At 44.2% G+C, this 15,787-nt stretch carries 27 protein-coding genes and 1 pseudogene; 21 read left to right on the top strand and 7 right to left on the bottom strand.

Annotated features, from left to right (window positions below; genetic code table 11):
* The 20 genes from rplP (at position 1) to rplQ (ending at position 9,526) form a co-directional block, all read left to right on the top strand.
* Positions 1-411 (top strand): 50S ribosomal protein L16, encoded by a 411-nt coding sequence (rplP, locus tag K0I73_RS00780; protein WP_028764677.1) that lies wholly within the window; start codon positions 1-3, stop codon positions 409-411.
* Positions 411-602 (top strand): 50S ribosomal protein L29, encoded by a 192-nt coding sequence (gene rpmC / locus K0I73_RS00785; protein ID WP_011863974.1) that lies wholly within the window; start codon positions 411-413, stop codon positions 600-602. The genes rplP and rpmC overlap by 1 nt, the downstream gene beginning before the upstream one ends.
* Positions 602-850, top strand: a complete 249-nt coding sequence (gene rpsQ, locus K0I73_RS00790) for a 30S ribosomal protein S17 (protein WP_220062688.1) — start codon at positions 602-604, stop codon at positions 848-850. Before rpmC ends, rpsQ begins: the two co-directional genes overlap by 1 nt.
* 179 nt (positions 851-1,029) lie before the next feature.
* Positions 1,030-1,398 (top strand): 50S ribosomal protein L14, encoded by a 369-nt coding sequence (rplN, locus tag K0I73_RS00795; protein WP_011863976.1) that lies wholly within the window; start codon positions 1,030-1,032, stop codon positions 1,396-1,398.
* Positions 1,399-1,409: 11 nt separating this feature from the next.
* Positions 1,410-1,724 (top strand): 50S ribosomal protein L24, encoded by a 315-nt coding sequence (gene rplX, locus K0I73_RS00800; RefSeq protein ID WP_110456979.1) that lies wholly within the window; start codon positions 1,410-1,412, stop codon positions 1,722-1,724.
* Positions 1,725-1,736: 12 nt separating this feature from the next.
* Positions 1,737-2,276 carry a 50S ribosomal protein L5 gene (rplE, locus tag K0I73_RS00805; protein WP_220062689.1) on the top strand — a complete coding sequence of 180 codons (540 nt, stop codon included), beginning with the start codon at positions 1,737-1,739 and terminating at the stop codon, positions 2,274-2,276.
* A gap of 10 nt (positions 2,277-2,286) precedes the next feature.
* Entirely contained in the window at positions 2,287-2,592 is a 306-nt protein-coding gene (gene rpsN / locus K0I73_RS00810; RefSeq protein ID WP_220062690.1) for a 30S ribosomal protein S14, read from the top strand.
* A gap of 23 nt (positions 2,593-2,615) precedes the next feature.
* Positions 2,616-3,008, top strand: coding sequence for a 30S ribosomal protein S8 (gene rpsH, locus K0I73_RS00815; RefSeq protein ID WP_220062691.1), 393 nt, complete (start codon positions 2,616-2,618; stop codon positions 3,006-3,008).
* A gap of 10 nt (positions 3,009-3,018) precedes the next feature.
* Positions 3,019-3,549 carry a 50S ribosomal protein L6 gene (rplF, locus tag K0I73_RS00820; RefSeq protein ID WP_220062692.1) on the top strand — a complete coding sequence of 177 codons (531 nt, stop codon included), beginning with the start codon at positions 3,019-3,021 and terminating at the stop codon, positions 3,547-3,549.
* A 10-nt stretch (positions 3,550-3,559) separates the two neighbouring features.
* On the top strand, positions 3,560-3,910 hold the full coding sequence (gene rplR, locus K0I73_RS00825; protein ID WP_028764670.1) for a 50S ribosomal protein L18: 351 nt from the start codon (positions 3,560-3,562) through the stop codon (positions 3,908-3,910).
* A 13-nt stretch (positions 3,911-3,923) separates the two neighbouring features.
* Entirely contained in the window at positions 3,924-4,430 is a 507-nt protein-coding gene (gene rpsE / locus K0I73_RS00830) for a 30S ribosomal protein S5 (RefSeq protein ID WP_028764669.1), read from the top strand.
* 5 nt (positions 4,431-4,435) lie between these two features.
* Positions 4,436-4,621 carry a 50S ribosomal protein L30 gene (rpmD, locus tag K0I73_RS00835; RefSeq protein WP_028764668.1) on the top strand — a complete coding sequence of 62 codons (186 nt, stop codon included), beginning with the start codon at positions 4,436-4,438 and terminating at the stop codon, positions 4,619-4,621.
* Position 4,622: 1 nt separating this feature from the next.
* On the top strand, positions 4,623-5,057 hold the full coding sequence (gene rplO / locus K0I73_RS00840; protein WP_110456973.1) for a 50S ribosomal protein L15: 435 nt from the start codon (positions 4,623-4,625) through the stop codon (positions 5,055-5,057).
* Between the two features lie 7 nt (positions 5,058-5,064).
* Entirely contained in the window at positions 5,065-6,405 is a 1,341-nt protein-coding gene (secY, locus tag K0I73_RS00845; protein WP_220062693.1) for a preprotein translocase subunit SecY, read from the top strand.
* A gap of 21 nt (positions 6,406-6,426) precedes the next feature.
* A complete protein-coding gene (gene rpmJ / locus K0I73_RS00850) occupies positions 6,427-6,540 on the top strand; it encodes a 50S ribosomal protein L36 (RefSeq protein WP_006083579.1) in 114 nt (37 codons plus the stop codon).
* Between the two features lie 116 nt (positions 6,541-6,656).
* Positions 6,657-7,013: a 30S ribosomal protein S13 gene (gene rpsM, locus K0I73_RS00855; protein WP_028764665.1), complete on the top strand. Its 357-nt coding sequence runs from the start codon at positions 6,657-6,659 to the stop codon at positions 7,011-7,013.
* Positions 7,014-7,030: 17 nt separating this feature from the next.
* The gene (gene rpsK / locus K0I73_RS00860; protein ID WP_011863988.1) at positions 7,031-7,423 is read left to right on the top strand and encodes a 30S ribosomal protein S11; all 393 of its coding nucleotides are present in this window, start codon (positions 7,031-7,033) and stop codon (positions 7,421-7,423) included.
* A 35-nt stretch (positions 7,424-7,458) separates the two neighbouring features.
* Positions 7,459-8,079: a 30S ribosomal protein S4 gene (gene rpsD / locus K0I73_RS00865; protein ID WP_220062694.1), complete on the top strand. Its 621-nt coding sequence runs from the start codon at positions 7,459-7,461 to the stop codon at positions 8,077-8,079.
* A gap of 24 nt (positions 8,080-8,103) precedes the next feature.
* On the top strand, positions 8,104-9,093 hold the full coding sequence (locus K0I73_RS00870) for a DNA-directed RNA polymerase subunit alpha (protein WP_011863990.1): 990 nt from the start codon (positions 8,104-8,106) through the stop codon (positions 9,091-9,093).
* Positions 9,094-9,133: 40 nt separating this feature from the next.
* Positions 9,134-9,526: a 50S ribosomal protein L17 gene (rplQ, locus tag K0I73_RS00875; protein WP_220062695.1), complete on the top strand. Its 393-nt coding sequence runs from the start codon at positions 9,134-9,136 to the stop codon at positions 9,524-9,526.
* Positions 9,527-9,967: 441 nt separating this feature from the next.
* Here rplQ and K0I73_RS00880 read toward each other — a convergent pair whose 3' ends face one another.
* The 6 genes from K0I73_RS00880 to ccmA form a co-directional block, all read right to left on the bottom strand.
* The gene (locus K0I73_RS00880; protein ID WP_220062696.1) at positions 9,968-10,783 is read right to left on the bottom strand and encodes an ABC transporter substrate-binding protein; all 816 of its coding nucleotides are present in this window, start codon (positions 10,781-10,783) and stop codon (positions 9,968-9,970) included.
* A 260-nt stretch (positions 10,784-11,043) separates the two neighbouring features.
* On the bottom strand, positions 11,044-11,529 hold the full coding sequence (gene ccmE / locus K0I73_RS00885; protein WP_220062697.1) for a cytochrome c maturation protein CcmE: 486 nt from the start codon (positions 11,527-11,529) through the stop codon (positions 11,044-11,046).
* A 2-nt stretch (positions 11,530-11,531) separates the two neighbouring features.
* Positions 11,532-11,726 (bottom strand): heme exporter protein CcmD, encoded by a 195-nt coding sequence (gene ccmD, locus K0I73_RS00890; RefSeq protein WP_220062698.1) that lies wholly within the window; start codon positions 11,724-11,726, stop codon positions 11,532-11,534.
* The gene (locus K0I73_RS00895; protein WP_220062699.1) at positions 11,726-12,472 is read right to left on the bottom strand and encodes a heme ABC transporter permease; all 747 of its coding nucleotides are present in this window, start codon (positions 12,470-12,472) and stop codon (positions 11,726-11,728) included. The genes ccmD and K0I73_RS00895 overlap by 1 nt, the downstream gene beginning before the upstream one ends.
* 1 nt (position 12,473) lies before the next feature.
* Entirely contained in the window at positions 12,474-13,160 is a 687-nt protein-coding gene (gene ccmB / locus K0I73_RS00900) for a heme exporter protein CcmB (protein WP_220062700.1), read from the bottom strand.
* A gap of 10 nt (positions 13,161-13,170) precedes the next feature.
* Positions 13,171-13,821 (bottom strand): cytochrome c biogenesis heme-transporting ATPase CcmA, encoded by a 651-nt coding sequence (gene ccmA, locus K0I73_RS00905; protein ID WP_220062701.1) that lies wholly within the window; start codon positions 13,819-13,821, stop codon positions 13,171-13,173.
* Positions 13,822-14,156: 335 nt separating this feature from the next.
* Between ccmA and K0I73_RS00910 the strand changes: the two genes are divergently transcribed.
* A complete protein-coding gene (locus K0I73_RS00910) occupies positions 14,157-14,450 on the top strand; it encodes a c-type cytochrome (RefSeq protein WP_220062702.1) in 294 nt (97 codons plus the stop codon).
* Between the two features lie 164 nt (positions 14,451-14,614).
* Here the strand turns inward: K0I73_RS00910 and K0I73_RS00915 are convergent.
* Positions 14,615-15,681: pseudogene (locus K0I73_RS00915) on the bottom strand (IS4 family transposase); the annotation flags it as partial.
* Positions 15,682-15,787 lie beyond the last annotated feature (106 nt).

The following is a 15,787-nucleotide window of genomic DNA, read 5'->3' on the forward strand; positions in this document are numbered from 1 at the left end:
ATGCTGCAACCAAAACGAATGAAGTTTCGCAAAATGTTCAAAGGCCGCAACCGTGGTCTTGCGAACGGCACTGAAGTTAGCTTCGGTGAGTTCGGTCTGAAAGCTGTTGGACGTGGTCGTCTTACTGCTCGTCAAATCGAATCTGCGCGTCGTGCTATGACACGTCACATTAAACGTCAAGGTCAAATTTGGATCCGCGTTTTCCCTGACAAGCCAATTACCTCTAAGCCTCTTGAAGTGCGTATGGGTAAAGGTAAGGGTAACGTAGAATACTGGGTTTGCCAGATTCAACCTGGTAAGGTTCTTTACGAGATGAATGGTGTACCTGAAGCTTTAGCGCGTGAAGCGTTTACTTTAGCTGCTGCCAAGCTTCCAATTAAGACTACCTTCGTAACTAAGACGGTGATGTAATGAAAGCGAGCGAACTAACACAGAAGAGCGTTGAAGAATTGAACGCTGAACTGCTTGGTCTGCTGCGTGAGCAGTTTAATCTGCGTATGCAACACGCCACTGGTCAGTTGACTCAGACTCATCAGCTTAAAATCGTGCGTCGTAATATTGCGCGCGTTAAGACCATTATTACTTCTAAGGCGGGTGCATAATGACTGATAAAATCCGTACTTTGCAAGGTCGAGTACTTAGCGACAAGATGGACAAGTCTATCACTGTTGCTATTGAACGTAAGGTAAAGCATCCTCTATACGGGAAGTTTATCAAGCGTACTACTAAGATCCATGCACATGACGAAACAAATCAGTGTAATGCTGGCGATATCGTGACTATTCGCGAATGCCGTCCGCTATCTAAGACTAAGTCTTGGACTCTGGTTGAAGTAGTAACAAAAGCCTAATTTATTAGGTATTTAGCGAAACGGCTCCTGCAACTGGAGCCGTTTTTATTTTTAGTACTATCTATTCCTATTTTTGGGTGTTATACTTGCGCGCCATTTTGGTCAATAATGTCGTCCAAAATGGTTAAAATATGCCCCAATTGTGGGATTTGTGAAGTAACGATAGCGGAGCACTTAAAATGATCCAAATGCAATCGACTCTAGAAGTCGCCTGTAATAGTGGCGCTCGTAGAGTTCAGTGTATTAAGGTCTTGGGTGGCTCTCATCGTCGTTATGCCGGTATCGGCGACGTCATCAAAGTTTCTGTAAAAGAAGCAATTCCTCGCGGTAAAGCGAAGAAAGGTGACGTGTATAACGCGGTGGTAGTCCGTACTAAGAAAGGCGTGCGTCGTCCAGACGGTTCTGTCATTCGCTTCGATCGGAACGCAGCGGTTTTGCTTAATGCAAACCTTGCACCGATTGGTACTCGTATCTTTGGACCAGTGACGCGTGAATTGCGTACCGAACAATTTATGAAAATTGTTTCACTGGCACCAGAAGTACTGTAAGGAGCTTCAAAATGGCAGCTAAAATCCGTCGTGAAGACGAAGTAATTGTACTAGCAGGTAAAGACAAGGGTAAACGCGGTAAGGTTTCTCGAGTTTTGCCAACTGGTAAATTAATTGTAGAAGGCATCAATCTTATCAAGAAGCACCAGAAGCCTAACCCTCAAATGGGTGTGACTGGTGGTATTGTTGAGAAAGAAGCACCGATACAAGCATCAAATGTAGCGATTTTCAACTCTGCCACTGGCAAAGCTGATCGCGTTGGTTTCCGATTTGAAGACGGCCAAAAAGTCCGTTTCTTTAAGTCGAACAGTGAACTCGTTAAGTAATTGGAGTAAACGATGGCGAAACTGCATGATAAATATAAAGAGACTGTTATCGCTGAGCTTGCTAAGAAGTTCGGTTATACCAGTGTCATGCAAGTCCCTCGGATTGAGAAAATCACCCTTAATATGGGTGTTGGCGAAGCTGTAGCAGATAAGAAAGTTATGGAGCATGCGCTTCGTGACATGACTGCTATTGCTGGTCAAAAGCCAGTTGTAACTGTTGCTCGTAAATCAGTTGCTGGTTTTAAAATCCGTGATGGCTACCCGATCGGCTGTAAGGTAACTCTGCGTGGCGAACGCATGTGGGAGTTCCTTGAGCGTTTAGTTGATATCGCAATCCCGCGTATCCGTGACTTCCGTGGTTTGAGCGCTAAGTCGTTCGACGGACGCGGTAACTACGCGATGGGTGTACGTGAGCAAATCATCTTCCCGGAAATCGATTACGATAAAATCGATAAAATCCGTGGTATGGATATTGTTATCACTACTACTGCGAAGAATGACGAAGAAGGCCGTGCTTTACTAGACGCCTTTAACTTCCCATTCAAGAAATAAGGGTAGCGAAATGGCAAAAAGTTCAATGAAAGCACGTGAAGCAAAACGTGCCAAGCTCGTGGCTAAGTATGCTGAAAAGCGTCTAGCTCTTAAGGCTATCATTAGCAATCCAACAACTTCTGAAGAAGATCGTTGGGATGCAGTTCTTAAGCTGCAAGGCCTACCACGTGACTCAAGTTCTGCGCGTCAGCGCAATCGTTGTAGTCAAACTGGTCGCCCACATGGTTTCCTACGCAAGTTCGGTCTAAGCCGAATCAAATTGCGTGAAGCAACCATGCGTGGTGAAGTTCCTGGCCTGCGTAAGGCCAGCTGGTAATACTTGTCACGGAGTAAGCTAATATGAGCATGCAAGATCCAATTGCGGATATGTTAACTCGCATTCGTAACGGCCAAGCTGCTAACAAAGTATCAGTATCTATGCCTTCTAATAAGCTAAAAGTTGCTATTGCACAGACGCTTAAAGAAGAAGGTTATATTGCTGACTACACCGTAGCAGGCGAAGCTAAACCGGTTTTAGAAATCACTTTAAAGTATTTCCAAGGCCAACCAGTCGTTGAGACTATCCAGCGCGTAAGTCGTCCTGGTCTTCGTATTTACAAAGGTAAAAACGAACTACCAAAGGTGATGGGCGGACTGGGTGTCGCAATCGTGTCCACTTCTAAAGGTTTGATGACTGATCGTGCCGCCCGCCAGAATGGCATGGGTGGGGAAGTTATCTGCTACGTAGCATAAGGAGCTAGCAATGTCTCGTGTCGCAAAAGCACCAGTCGCTATTCCTGCAGGCGTAGAAGTGACTTTAAACGAACAAACTATCACCGTAAAAGGTTCTAAAGGTAGTTTGACTCGAGTGATTAACGCTGAAGTTTCTGTTGTTGTTGAAAACAACGAAGTTAAGTGTTCTCCAGTTGAAGGCGCTAAGACCGCTGCTCAAGCTGGTACCGCTCGAGCTCTAATCAACAACATGGTTGTTGGTGTTAATGAAGGTTTCGAAAGAAAACTTACTCTAGTTGGTGTTGGTTACCGTGCGAAAATCGCTGGTAACGGCGTTGATTTGACTCTAGGTTTCTCTCACCCTCTAGTTCACCAGCTTCCTGACGGCGTAACTGCAGAGTGTCCAACTCAAACTGAAATCGTACTTAAAGGTACTGATAAGCAGTTGATTGGCCAAGTAGCTGCAGAGATTCGCGGCTACCGTCCACCAGAGCCTTATAAAGGTAAGGGTGTTCGTTATGCTGATGAACAAGTACGCCGTAAAGAGGCTAAGAAGAAGTAGGTAACGCGATATGGATAAGAAAACATCTCGCTTACGCCGCGCTACTCGCGCCCGTAAGAAGATCCAAGAGCTGGGCGTTAACCGTCTGGTTGTACATCGTACACCACGTCACACGTACGCACAGGTTATTGATGCCAACGCGCAAGTTGTGGCGGCAGCTTCTACTGCTGAGAAAGCGGTATCAGAGCAGCTTAAATACACAGGTAACGTTGATGCAGCAAAAGTAGTGGGTAAAACCGTTGCAGAGCGTGCTATCGAAAAAGGCGTAACTGTAGTTGCATTCGATCGTTCCGGCTTTAAGTATCACGGACGCGTTGCTGCATTAGCAGACGCAGCTCGTGAAGCTGGCCTACAGTTCTAAGGAATGATTAAAAATGGCTAAATTTGAAGCTCAACAACAAAAAGATGATCTGCAAGAGAAATTGGTTGCAGTAAATCGTGTTTCTAAAGTAGTTAAAGGCGGACGTATCTTTAGCTTCACTGCATTAACTGTAGTGGGCGATGGTAACGGTAAAGTCGGCTATGGCTATGGTAAAGCGCGTGAAGTACCTGCAGCAATTCAGAAAGCAATGGAAAAGGCTCGCCGTAACATTGTTTCTGTAGAACTTGTAAATGGTACTTTGCACCACCCTGTTAAGGGCCGTCATACTGGTTCGCGTGTTTACATGCAGCCAGCCTCTGAAGGTACCGGTATTATCGCCGGTGGTGCTATGCGTGCCGTATTGGAAGTAGCAGGCGTTCATAACGTACTGTCGAAAGCATACGGTTCTACTAACCCGATCAACATCGTTCGCGCAACTGTAGATGCGTTGGTGCACATGAAGTCACCAGCACAAATCGCAGCTAAGCGTGGCCTGAATGTTGATGAAATTCGAGGTTAAGCACCATGGCTACTAAAACTTTAAAAGTGACACAGACTAAAAGCTCAATTGGACGTTTGCCAAAGCATCGTGCAACTTTGACTGGTCTAGGTCTACGCCGTATTAATCACACTGTTGAAGTTGAAGATACTCCTTCAATTCGCGGTATGATTAACAAGGTTTACTACATGGTTTCGGTGGAGGAAGTATAAGATGCGTCTAAATACTCTATCACCTGCTGCAGGTGCTAAATCAGCAGCTAAGCGTGTAGGTCGCGGTATCGGTTCTGGCTTAGGTAAGACTGCTGGTCGCGGTCACAAAGGTCAGAAGTCTCGTTCAGGCGGCGGCGTTCGCGTCGGTTTCGAAGGTGGTCAAATGCCACTTAAGATTCGTTTGCCGAAGTTCGGTTTCACCTCGCGTAAAGCGTTGGTATCTGCCGAAATTCGTATCAGCGAACTAGCTAAAGTTAACGGTGATGTTGTCGACTTGAATGCACTGAAAGATGCGAATCTAGTAACTCGCAACATACAGTTTGCTAAAGTCGTTCTTTCAGGTACCATTGAACGCCCTGTGACCGTTAAAGGTCTTAAGGTAACCAAAGGTGCTCGTGCAGCTATTGAAGCTGCCGGCGGAAAGATCGAGGAATAATACGTCGATGGCAAAACCAGGACTTGATTTAAAAAGCGCGAAAGGTGGATTTTCTGAACTGAAAGCTCGCCTCCTGTTCGTGATTGGTGCGATTATCGTCTTTAGAGCCGGTTCGTTCGTACCAATTCCTGGTATTGACGCAGCTGTATTAGCAGAGCTGTTTAATCAGCAGAAGGGTACCATCTTAGGCATGTTTAACATGTTCTCTGGTGGCGCCCTTGAGCGTGCTTCTATCTTTGCATTAGGTATCATGCCGTATATTTCGGCATCGATTATCATGCAATTATTGACGGTTGTTCATCCTGCTCTTGCCGAACTTAAAAAGGAAGGCGAGTCAGGACGTAAGAAAATTAGTCAATACACACGATATGGCACTCTGGTCTTGGGTACATTCCAAGCGATCGGTATCGCAACTGGTTTACCAAATTTAGTCCCAGGTTTAGTTGTAAACCTTGGCTTTGGTTTCTATTTCGTTGCGGTTGTGAGTCTAGTCACAGGAACTATGTTCCTAATGTGGCTAGGTGAGCAAATTACCGAGAGAGGCATAGGTAACGGTATCTCGATTTTGATTTTCGCTGGTATTGTTGCTGGTCTACCTTCTGCTATCGGCCAAACGGCTGAGCAGGCGCGTCAAGGCGACTTGAACGTACTAGTATTATTGTTGATTGCGGTAATTGTATTTGCTGTGACCTATTTTGTAGTGTTTGTTGAGCGTGGACAACGTCGCATCGTTGTTAACTATGCTAAGCGTCAGCAGGGCCGTAAGGTGTTCGCTGCGCAAAGTACTCACTTACCACTTAAGATAAACATGGCTGGTGTAATTCCACCAATTTTTGCGTCAAGCATCATCTTGTTCCCAGGCACACTGGCTCAGTGGTTTGGACAAAATGAAGGCTTATCTTGGTTAAGTGATTTTTCACTTGCAGTATCACCAGGTCAGCCGCTTTACTCATTATTGTATTCAACAGCAATTATTTTCTTCTGTTTCTTCTATACTGCGTTGGTGTTTAACCCTCGCGAAACAGCTGATAACTTGAAGAAGAGTGGTGCGTTTATTCCCGGGATCCGTCCTGGAGAACAGACTTCGCGTTATATAGATAAAGTAATGACTCGCCTAACATTAGCTGGCGCATTATATATTACCTTTATCTGTTTAATTCCGGAGTTCATGTTAATTGCGTGGAAGGTACAGTTCTATTTTGGCGGTACCTCACTACTAATTATGGTAGTCGTAATCATGGACTTCATGGCTCAGGTTCAGACCCATATGATGTCTCATCAGTATGAGTCTGTGATGAAGAAAGCTAACCTAGTTAACAAAGCGAATTTAGATCGCTTTGGTCGCTAATTAGCTTTACGGAGTGATGAAATGAAAGTTCGAGCTTCCGTGAAGAAGATCTGCCGTAACTGCAAGATCGTCAAGCGTAGCGGCGTTGTACGCGTTATCTGTGTTGAACCAAAACACAAACAGCGTCAAGGCTAAAAACTTTTGACCAGCTCAACTTTTGAGCTGGTCAAAATATTATTTGCAAAATTGTCATCTGTCGAGTATCCTACCGGGCTTTTCACAGATGGCCTTTAACTTATGAGGAGTGCATAGTGGCCCGTATCGCTGGCATTAACATTCCTGATCAAAAGCATACAGTCATTGCATTGACTGCTATCTATGGTATTGGATTAACTCGCGCACAAAAAATCTGCGCGGCTACTTCAATTGCTGAAGATGCTAAGATCAAGGAATTGAGCGAAGCTCAAATAGACACACTACGCGAAGAAGTTGCTAAATACATTGTAGAAGGTGACTTACGTCGTGAAGTATCCATGAACATCAAGCGTCTAATGGACCTTGGTTGTTATCGTGGTCTTCGCCACCGTCGTAGCCTGCCCCTTCGTGGGCAACGTACTAAGACCAATGCGCGTACGCGTAAAGGTCCACGTAAGCCAATTAGAAAGTAACGGGAAGGTAAACCAATATGGCTAAAGTTCCGTCACGTTCAACGCGCAAGCGCGTACGTAAACAGGTTGCTGATGGCATGGCTCATATCCATGCATCTTTCAACAACACAATTATCACCATTACAGATCGTCAAGGTAATGCACTTTCTTGGGCAACATCTGGTGGTTCAGGTTTCCGTGGTTCACGTAAATCTACCCCATTCGCTGCACAGGTAGCTGCTGAGCGTGCAGGTGTTGCTGCTCAGGACTACGGTGTTAAAAACCTTGAAGTTTTCGTGAAGGGTCCAGGTCCAGGACGTGAGTCAGCTATTCGAGCGCTGAACGCGGTTGGTTACAAAATAACCAACATTACCGATGTGACGCCGATCCCTCATAATGGTTGTCGTCCTCCTAAGAAACGTCGCGTTTAATCGCTCGTTTTTAATAGGATAGTTGGAGAAAGAACATGGCAAGATACTTGGGTCCAAAGCTCAAGCTCAGCCGCCGAGAAGGTACTGACCTTTTCTTAAAAAGCGGTGTGAGAGCAATTGATTCGAAGTGTAAGCTTGAAGCTGCACCTGGACAACACGGCGCTCGTAAGGCTCGTTTGTCTGAGTATGGCGTTCAGTTACGCGAAAAACAAAAAGTTCGTCGTACTTATGGTGTGCTAGAAAAGCAATTCCGTAACTACTACAAAGACGCTGCACGTCTAAAAGGTAACACTGGTGAAAACCTTCTTACTCTTTTAGAAACTCGTTTAGATAACGTTGTATACCGTATGGGTTTTGGTGCTACACGTGCAGAAGCACGCCAGCTAGTTAGCCACAAATCTATTATGGTCAACGGCCGCGTTGTTAACATTCCATCATTTAAAGTGTCTGCAAATGATGTAATTAGCGTACGTGAGAAGTCTCAAAAGCAAGCTCGTATTAAGGCTGCTTTAGAAGTTGCGTCTCAGCGCGAAAAGCCAACATGGGTTGAAGTAGATAATGCTAAGATGGAAGGTGCTTTCAAGCGTCTACCAGAACGTAGTGATTTATCTGCGGAAATTAACGAACAGCTGATCGTCGAGCTTTACTCTAAGTAAAGCTAATAAACAAGAGAGGACACAATGCAGGGTTCTGTTACAGAATTTCTTAAACCGCGTCTCGTTGATATCGAGCAGGTTAACCCAACACGTGCCAAGGTTACACTCGAACCGCTTGAGCGTGGTTTTGGTCATACTTTAGGTAACGCGTTGCGTCGTATCCTATTGTCGTCTATGCCCGGCTGCGCGGTTACCGAAGTCGAGATTGATGGTGTACTGCACGAATACAGCAGCAAGGAAGGCGTACAAGAGGATATCCTAGAGATCCTATTAAACCTTAAAGGTTTAGCAGTGGTTATCGAGGGTAAAGACGAGGCTATGCTTACTTTAAGCAAGTCAGGCGCAGGCCCTGTTACCGCAGCAGATATCACGCACGATGGTGATGTTACTATTATGAATCCTGATCATGTTATCTGTCATCTGACTGGTAATAATGATATCAGCATGCGTATCCGCGTCGAACGTGGTCGCGGTTATGTTCCAGCTTCGGCTAGAGCACAAACCGAAGACGACGATCGTCCAATTGGTCGTTTGTTAGTGGATTCATCTTTCTCACCTGTCGCGCGTATTGCTTACAATGTTGAAGCAGCACGTGTTGAACAGCGTACTGACTTAGACAAACTCGTTATCGATATGACCACAAACGGTACTATCGATCCTGAGGAAGCAATTCGTCGTTCTGCAACAATTTTAGCTGAACAGCTAGATGCGTTTGTTGAACTTCGTGATGTCACTGAGCCAGAGCAGAAAGAAGAGAAACCAGAGTTCGATCCGATTCTGTTGCGTCCTGTCGACGATCTAGAGCTAACTGTACGTTCGGCTAACTGTTTGAAAGCCGAAGCGATTCATTACATCGGAGATCTGGTACAGCGTACTGAGGTTGAGCTACTTAAAACACCTAACTTGGGTAAGAAATCTCTTACCGAAATTAAGGATGTGTTGGCTTCTCGCGGACTTTCATTAGGTATGCGTCTTGAAAACTGGCCTCCAGCTAGTTTAGCAGACGACCTATAAAGTCCTAGTTTGTACAGATTTAGGTAATAAGGATTAGGTCATGCGCCATCGTAAGAGTGGTCGTCAACTAAACCGCAACAGCAGCCATCGCCAAGCTATGTTCCGTAACATGGCAAGCTCGTTAGTCCGTCACGAAGTGATCAAGACTACTGTAGCTAAAGCGAAAGAACTGCGTCGCGTAGTTGAACCTCTAATAACACTTGCTAAGAGTGATAGCGTTGCAAATCGTCGTTTGGCGTTTGCTCGTACTCGCGACGCTGAAGTCGTAGGTAAGTTATTTAATGAATTGGGTCCACGCTACCAGGAACGTCCTGGTGGATATACCCGTATCCTTAAGTGCGGTCTACGTACTGGTGATAAAGCGCCTATGGCGTATATTGAACTAGTAGGTCGTCCAGAAGCTGCTGAAGCTGTTGAAGACGCTGCTGAGTAACACTTGGATTCATTGTTAAAAAGCCGGGCAATTGCCCGGCTTTTTTATGCCACAATTTTGGTAAACCAATTATAACCAACAATATAGGGCTTCGGAAATGAACTCGAATTTGCCATCATTCGAGCGAAATCTCTCGTTTTCGGGTTTATTAAAAGTATCTACATTGTTTTAGAGCTAGTATTAATGGAGTGTCAGTACTGTTGTTAATTCGGAAAGATAGGTATTGAAGTTGCTGTTAGATGCAGTCTTATTTAGAGGTTCAATCATTTATAATGTTGCGATCTGTTACCAATAAACCTTGAATACCAGTAGAAAATGTAGCGTAGGCTATATATTTACATCAAAAGACTCACGCGGTGAGCATTGAGTTTTGTTTGGTTCTTGTGAAGAGCTCAGCCTTGATAGGTGGGTGGTTACGTTTTGGTGTATTAGTTCTAAGCTTTAAGGCGTCCAATATGAATGTTCAGCCATTATATCCGGTAAGGTGATATTCCAACGAAGAAGTCCAGAACGGCTAAATAGGAGACGTCCTGTTTGGTCACTTACATAATGCAGTTGTCTTATATCTGAACCTGCCAGTATCTGCACTACAAGTTCGCCCGCCATACGTCCATGTATATATCCATCTAGAACATAACCTCCAATATTCGCTTCAGGCCCAATGCTGAAGTCCCAAAAACCAAAGTGTGGTAATGGCGAATGAGTTGCGGTCCATTGGATGATGATGTTCGGTTCAGCGTGACTCCCATCTTCCTTCGTCAGTGTATGGTAGAGACCTATGAATATGGCGTCATAACCTAATGACTTACTCTCCAATATGGTTCTCTGCCAATTATTTTCGGTATCGATCATGTCGAAATCAATATCCAGTTTCCCAATTGAAATTGAGGTTGAATGATTTCTGATTTGGCTAATTGCAACCGCTGATGTGCGACTGTTATCGAACATCATAAGCAGTTTTTTACGTTCATCTTTTTTTGTGAGAAGCTTGTCGGCGAATAGCAAAGCTCTTCTAAATAGTGGTCGTTCTAATACTCCTGTAAAGTTTTCGTAATAGTGCAGTGAAAGGTTTCTTGGGTTTGCGTTTAGTCCGAGGAATACGACTGGGGTTGTATCGTTGCCAAGCCGCTCACTAAGCGATGAGACCGCGTAGTCATCTGCGAGGATGATTAAGTCTGGTTTTGACTCAGTGAGCACTTTCCACGCCGCTTCAGACCGTGCTGCATGTTGTTCAGCTGGTAGGCGCTTAGTGTCCATGTAAAAACTAGTGATATGGTGTTTATCGTTAAAAGTCGCGTTTAGCCCCCTGTAATAGTTAATAACCCAAGGATATTCAGCGTGGTAGCTATTTATTATAGTTATATTTTGTGAGTAGCTAGAACCTGATAATAGTATTACCAATAACATTATGAGGAGACGCATGACTGCTTCATCTATTAAATAGTTATAGAATTAGTTTAGTCACTAAATAATAAAAAAGGCCTCATATTGAGGCCTTTTAATTTTATGGGGTGGTATTAGTAACCCGGTTTTTGATCTGTATCATATTCGAGTTTTTCATGGGTTTGCCCCATGGCCTCAGCAACTTCTGGCGGCATATAGTTTTCATCATGCTTGGCAAGCACTTCAGTGGCTTCAAGTTTACCGTTCTCTATTAATACGCCTTGAGCCACGATACCTTGTCCTTCACGGAATAGATCTGGCAGTAAGTCGTCGTATGTCACTTGAATCTCACCACCTAGCGAGTCATGCACGGCGAACTCTACATGGAGACTGTTCGGATCGCGGATCATTGATCCTACAGTAACCATTCCACCAACACGAATGCGTTGACCGACTTCAGGTTTTACACCTGTGTCTTTTTTTCCTTGCGTGATCTCCGTCGGAGTGTAGAACAAGTTTAAGTTTGAGTTCAGTGCATATAAAAGTAGGGATGCGATTGCGGCAACACCACCAATTAAGGCACTAGCAAGGGCAAGTCTCTTCTTACGTCTAGCGTTCACAGTTAATTACTCCGATTTGCTTTTAGGCGTTCTTCACGTTGCATTTTCTTCGATATTTCAGTCAAGATTCTGCGTTTTTGACGCATACTGAAAAAAATCAAAGTGCCCAGTGAAAAGATCGTGATCCCGTAAGATAGCCATACATAGAAAGCATAGCCACCCATGTTAATAAAATCTGTTAATGATTCGAACTGCATTATTTGACTCCTTCGGCGGTAGCTAGTTCCCTTACCCATGGACGCATGCCATTACGAGCAAGAATTTCAGCTCTAAAACGTACCAGCGTTATCGCTCCAATCATCAAACCAAATCCTAGTATATTAATCAGTAGCGGATAAAGCATCTCTGGAGCCATTGATGATTTTTCGGTAATTTTAATGGTTGCAGGCTGATGCAGCGAGTTCCACCATTCAACCGAATACTTAATAATAGGAATATTGATTACGCCAACAATAGCCAAGATGCCTGCAGCACGAGCAGCGAGTACCTTATCTTCAAATGAGGCATATAATGAAATTACGCCTAAATAGAGGAAAAGAAGAACTAGCTCAGATGTTAAGCGAGCATCCCAAACCCACCAAGTTCCCCACATGGGTTTACCCCAAGCCGCACCAGTAATTAATGCAATAAATGTCACTACTGCACCCACAGGGGCAATTGCCGCAGCGGCCCAGTCAGCAGACTTAATTTGCCATACTAAACCGATAAAAGCTGATGTTGCCATGGCCATATAAGCCGACATAGACATTGACGCTGCTGGCACATGGATGAATATGATTCGATAACTGTCCCCTTGTTGGTAGTCGACAGGTGCAAAGAGTAAGCCCCAGATAGAGCCAACACCTATAAATCCAATAGCAAGTGTTGCGAACCAAGGGAGTAACGTGCCAGAGAGATTATAAGCACGTTGAGGATCTGCGTATGAATGTAGCCATTTCCACATATTAGTTAGTACTCACTCTTAGAGAGGCGCCAATTGCAAACGGTGCCAAAATTAACGAACCGACCAACATCGCACCAATAATGGCAAGATGGCCGCTGTAGGATAGATTTAAACCTGCGGCATCGATTGCACTGGTCGCAAATATCAATACCGGAATATAAAGCGGTAGGATAAGCAAGCTGAGTAATACACCGCCTTTGCGTAATCCTACTGTTAGCGCAACACCAATTGCGCCGAGTAAACTTAATACTGGTGTTCCAAGTGCCAATGTTGCCATCAATGCACCATAGCTATTCTCTTCGAGATGCAGGAGCACGGCAAGTAATGGTGCGACTAAAATTAATGGCACCCCTGTTAGTATCCAGTGCGCTAACACCTTTGCTAAAACCATTAAAGATAATGGCTGCGGGCTCAGTAGCATCTGCTCTAGGCTACCATCGACAAAGTCAGCCTTAAATAGTCGCTCCAATGAGAGCATTGAAGCAAGCAATGCCGCAACCCATATAATCCCTGGTGCCACTCGAGACAAAACCTGCGGCTCTGGGCCTATGCCTAACGGAAACAGGGTAACGACTAAAATAAAGAAAAGTAGTGGATTAAAAATATCCCCTTTATGTCTTATCGCTATTTGTAAGTCACGCTTTAAAAGCGTGAAAAATGCTTGGGTAAAACTAATGCCTTTTTTCATCTACTGCACCTTATACAAAGCGGTAATCTAAGCGAATTTTTCGCAGAATATCGTCACCTATGATGCCCATATCTTGGTGAGTCGTCATTATGACGCATCCACCATTCTCGGCATGTTTTAGAAACAGGTGTTCCAACTCTTCAACGCCTTTTTTGTCAATTGCAGTAAACGGTTCATCGAGTAACCAGACTTTACAGTTAGTGTGCCACAGCCTTGCTAGTGCGGTTCGTCGGTGTTGACCTGCAGAAAGATGTCCAGCTAGCGCTTCTTCAAATCCAGAAAGATTAACTTTTGCTAAAATCTCATTGGTGCTGAACTCATCATACCCACTGATTCTTAAATTAAAGTTAAGGTTTTCTTCGGCGGTTAACTCACTTTTTACGCCTGCTAAATGGCCTAAATATAAAAGATCATCGTTGTATTCATCACGACATCGAGTGATATCTTCACCTTTATATAGTGTGTCTCCAGCATAAGGTCGGGACAAACCTGCGAGAATACGCAGTAGGCTAGTTTTACCCGCGCCATTCGGACCTTCAATTTGGACTATTTCACCAGCTTGGATGTTGAAACTTAATTCATCAAATAAGATTCGCTCTTCACGAATGCAAGTTAAGTTATCGGCCGATACCAGTGTTGTTGCTATTTTTTTTTCTACCACTGAACCCTCTATCTCAAGCCATATATCAACGCAAGTGATATTAACATATTCCCTTATTAGGGTTTAGTATTGGTTACTTTTTAGTGTCAGCAATTTGATATGCTTCCAAAAAGTGAAACCTTTTATTACTCGCATCGAACTTTTTCAACTTTTGCTAATGTAACAGTTAAATGTCTGTTTGCGCGCGTTATCAGGGGACAAATTCTGATATTAGTCACAAAAAGGTGAGATTTGTTGAAGTTTGATGTATCCTTAGCCCGCGATAAATAAGTCTGCCCAGTATAAAGTCAGGGTGGCATTGAGCTTTGTTAATATTTGCATTAGGAACATTGAACATGAAAAAACTGTTAGCATTGTCAGCAGTGGCTGCTTTGACCTTGTCTGCAAACGTATTTGCACAAGAAGGTGAGGCTATCTACAACAAGGCATGCCATGTATGCCATAGCATGGGCGTTGCCGGTGCACCTAAAGCCCACGATGCTGCTGCATGGGAACCTCGTTTAGCGAAAGGTCTAGATACGCTATTAGGTAGTGTTAAGACTGGTCTAAACGCAATGCCACCAGGTGGTATGTGTACAGATTGTACTGATGACGATTACAAGAACGCGATAGAGTTCATGTCTAAGTAATTTGTTGTCAAAGAAAGAGCCGGCTTGATGCCGGTTTTTTTATGCCTGCGATTTGCTCTTAGGTTGTCTACAGCTTTCAACGTAAACACCCAATGCAAAGTATTCAAGTATTGGGCAAGACACAAAAAAGCCAACTTCAAAGTCTAATGTTATTCGGTTAATAATTACTGCTTATATTTCAGTGGGTAACAGCTATAACTATAGGGCTCTGATCGTGGATACGTTCGGTGCTTTCTTTTTTATCTGGAAGGATAAAGTGTTTTATATCGGCTTGCATTTGCTTCAGCTTAGCCGGTAATTTTCTATCCGGCGATAAAGCAAGCCACCTCAATAGTGTGTCTATTAAGCTTATTGCCGCGGTAAAACTGATACGCGTTGGAGCGACTTCAGTTTCCTTTGCTATCGCTACCATTTCTAAGCGAACCAGATTGTAAGCGATAAGTGCGCCCCATAGTTCTTGTCTGACACCTTGAGCAAATCGACTTCGTAATGTCACCTTAGTTTGCAGTTGAGTTTGCTTAAGCTCACCATATCCTTCCTCTATCTCCCAGCACTGCCAGTAGATATTTAGCAGCTTATCCAGTGGATACCGAGTGGGGGCAACCAATGAGGTAACAAAGCCTTTAATTTCACCCTTTGGCTTTTGATAAGCAATAAAACGGGCACGTCATGTTTCAGGTAAATTTGGGTTCTTGTTTCTCGCTTGCGGTGAAACAGGTATATCAATAAGCAAATCATTATCAGAAAACGTTTCGACGACTTCATAGCGCATTTTCGATTTGACTGGCGTTAACCAGTGTCGCTGTTCTCCTGAGCTTCTCCAGCTTAAAAGTAAGTCTGCAGAGAAGTAACAACGGTCAAATAAGGTTAAGGAGTTATCAAAGGCTGCACCCAATACCATTCTGGTCTCGGTCGATATAAGGCTGACTAATCGAAGCTGAGGGTAAGGCTTGTGCGTGTTTGAAATAAAACCAAACTCGTTTGCGTTCTCTTCTGAGTCTTGTCAACGAAACACTTTTCCATCAACCGCGAGAGTTGTAAGCTCCAAATCATTATTCTCCCCCAAAGCTTGCTCAAGCCAAGCAGAGATAGTGGATTTAAGTAGGTATGGCATTGGGGCTTCGCTTAGGCGACGGCGACAGTCTGTCAGTACACTCGGTGCAACACGGGACTAAATACTGTCGCCAGATTGAAGAGCAATATCCATGGAGCTGCAGATTTCCTTAATCGACAGCTTCCATTACAGCGCGATAGCCCCCACTTTCTTCAACAGACTCATGTACTAATTCAAGCTCTTGAGCAAACATAAAAAATCCCCACCAGAATACGGGTAGGGA

The organism is Shewanella mesophila, from assembly GCF_019457515.1.
Classification (GTDB): domain Bacteria; phylum Pseudomonadota; class Gammaproteobacteria; order Enterobacterales; family Shewanellaceae; genus Shewanella; species Shewanella mesophila.

Coding starts and splice junctions, on each gene's coding strand:
- rplX (WP_110456979.1), top strand. CDS start 1,410: ATGGCAGCTAAAATCCGTCGTGAAGACGAAGTAATTGTACTAGCAGGT.
- K0I73_RS00870 (WP_011863990.1), top strand. CDS start 8,104: ATGCAGGGTTCTGTTACAGAATTTCTTAAACCGCGTCTCGTTGATATC.
- rpsD (WP_220062694.1), top strand. CDS start 7,459: ATGGCAAGATACTTGGGTCCAAAGCTCAAGCTCAGCCGCCGAGAAGGT.
- rpmD (WP_028764668.1), top strand. CDS start 4,436: ATGGCTACTAAAACTTTAAAAGTGACACAGACTAAAAGCTCAATTGGA.
- rplO (WP_110456973.1), top strand. CDS start 4,623: ATGCGTCTAAATACTCTATCACCTGCTGCAGGTGCTAAATCAGCAGCT.
- ccmB (WP_220062700.1), bottom strand. CDS start 13,160: ATGAAAAAAGGCATTAGTTTTACCCAAGCATTTTTCACGCTTTTAAAG.
- rpmJ (WP_006083579.1), top strand. CDS start 6,427: ATGAAAGTTCGAGCTTCCGTGAAGAAGATCTGCCGTAACTGCAAGATC.
- rpsK (WP_011863988.1), top strand. CDS start 7,031: ATGGCTAAAGTTCCGTCACGTTCAACGCGCAAGCGCGTACGTAAACAG.
- rpsN (WP_220062690.1), top strand. CDS start 2,287: ATGGCAAAAAGTTCAATGAAAGCACGTGAAGCAAAACGTGCCAAGCTC.
- ccmD (WP_220062698.1), bottom strand. CDS start 11,726: ATGCAGTTCGAATCATTAACAGATTTTATTAACATGGGTGGCTATGCT.
- rpmC (WP_011863974.1), top strand. CDS start 411: ATGAAAGCGAGCGAACTAACACAGAAGAGCGTTGAAGAATTGAACGCT.
- rplE (WP_220062689.1), top strand. CDS start 1,737: ATGGCGAAACTGCATGATAAATATAAAGAGACTGTTATCGCTGAGCTT.
- secY (WP_220062693.1), top strand. CDS start 5,065: ATGGCAAAACCAGGACTTGATTTAAAAAGCGCGAAAGGTGGATTTTCT.
- K0I73_RS00880 (WP_220062696.1), bottom strand. CDS start 10,783: ATGGACACTAAGCGCCTACCAGCTGAACAACATGCAGCACGGTCTGAA.
- rpsQ (WP_220062688.1), top strand. CDS start 602: ATGACTGATAAAATCCGTACTTTGCAAGGTCGAGTACTTAGCGACAAG.
- rpsH (WP_220062691.1), top strand. CDS start 2,616: ATGAGCATGCAAGATCCAATTGCGGATATGTTAACTCGCATTCGTAAC.
- rpsE (WP_028764669.1), top strand. CDS start 3,924: ATGGCTAAATTTGAAGCTCAACAACAAAAAGATGATCTGCAAGAGAAA.
- rplF (WP_220062692.1), top strand. CDS start 3,019: ATGTCTCGTGTCGCAAAAGCACCAGTCGCTATTCCTGCAGGCGTAGAA.
- rplR (WP_028764670.1), top strand. CDS start 3,560: ATGGATAAGAAAACATCTCGCTTACGCCGCGCTACTCGCGCCCGTAAG.
- rplQ (WP_220062695.1), top strand. CDS start 9,134: ATGCGCCATCGTAAGAGTGGTCGTCAACTAAACCGCAACAGCAGCCAT.
- K0I73_RS00895 (WP_220062699.1), bottom strand. CDS start 12,472: ATGTGGAAATGGCTACATTCATACGCAGATCCTCAACGTGCTTATAAT.
- K0I73_RS00910 (WP_220062702.1), top strand. CDS start 14,157: ATGAAAAAACTGTTAGCATTGTCAGCAGTGGCTGCTTTGACCTTGTCT.
- rplP (WP_028764677.1), top strand. CDS start 1: ATGCTGCAACCAAAACGAATGAAGTTTCGCAAAATGTTCAAAGGCCGC.
- rplN (WP_011863976.1), top strand. CDS start 1,030: ATGATCCAAATGCAATCGACTCTAGAAGTCGCCTGTAATAGTGGCGCT.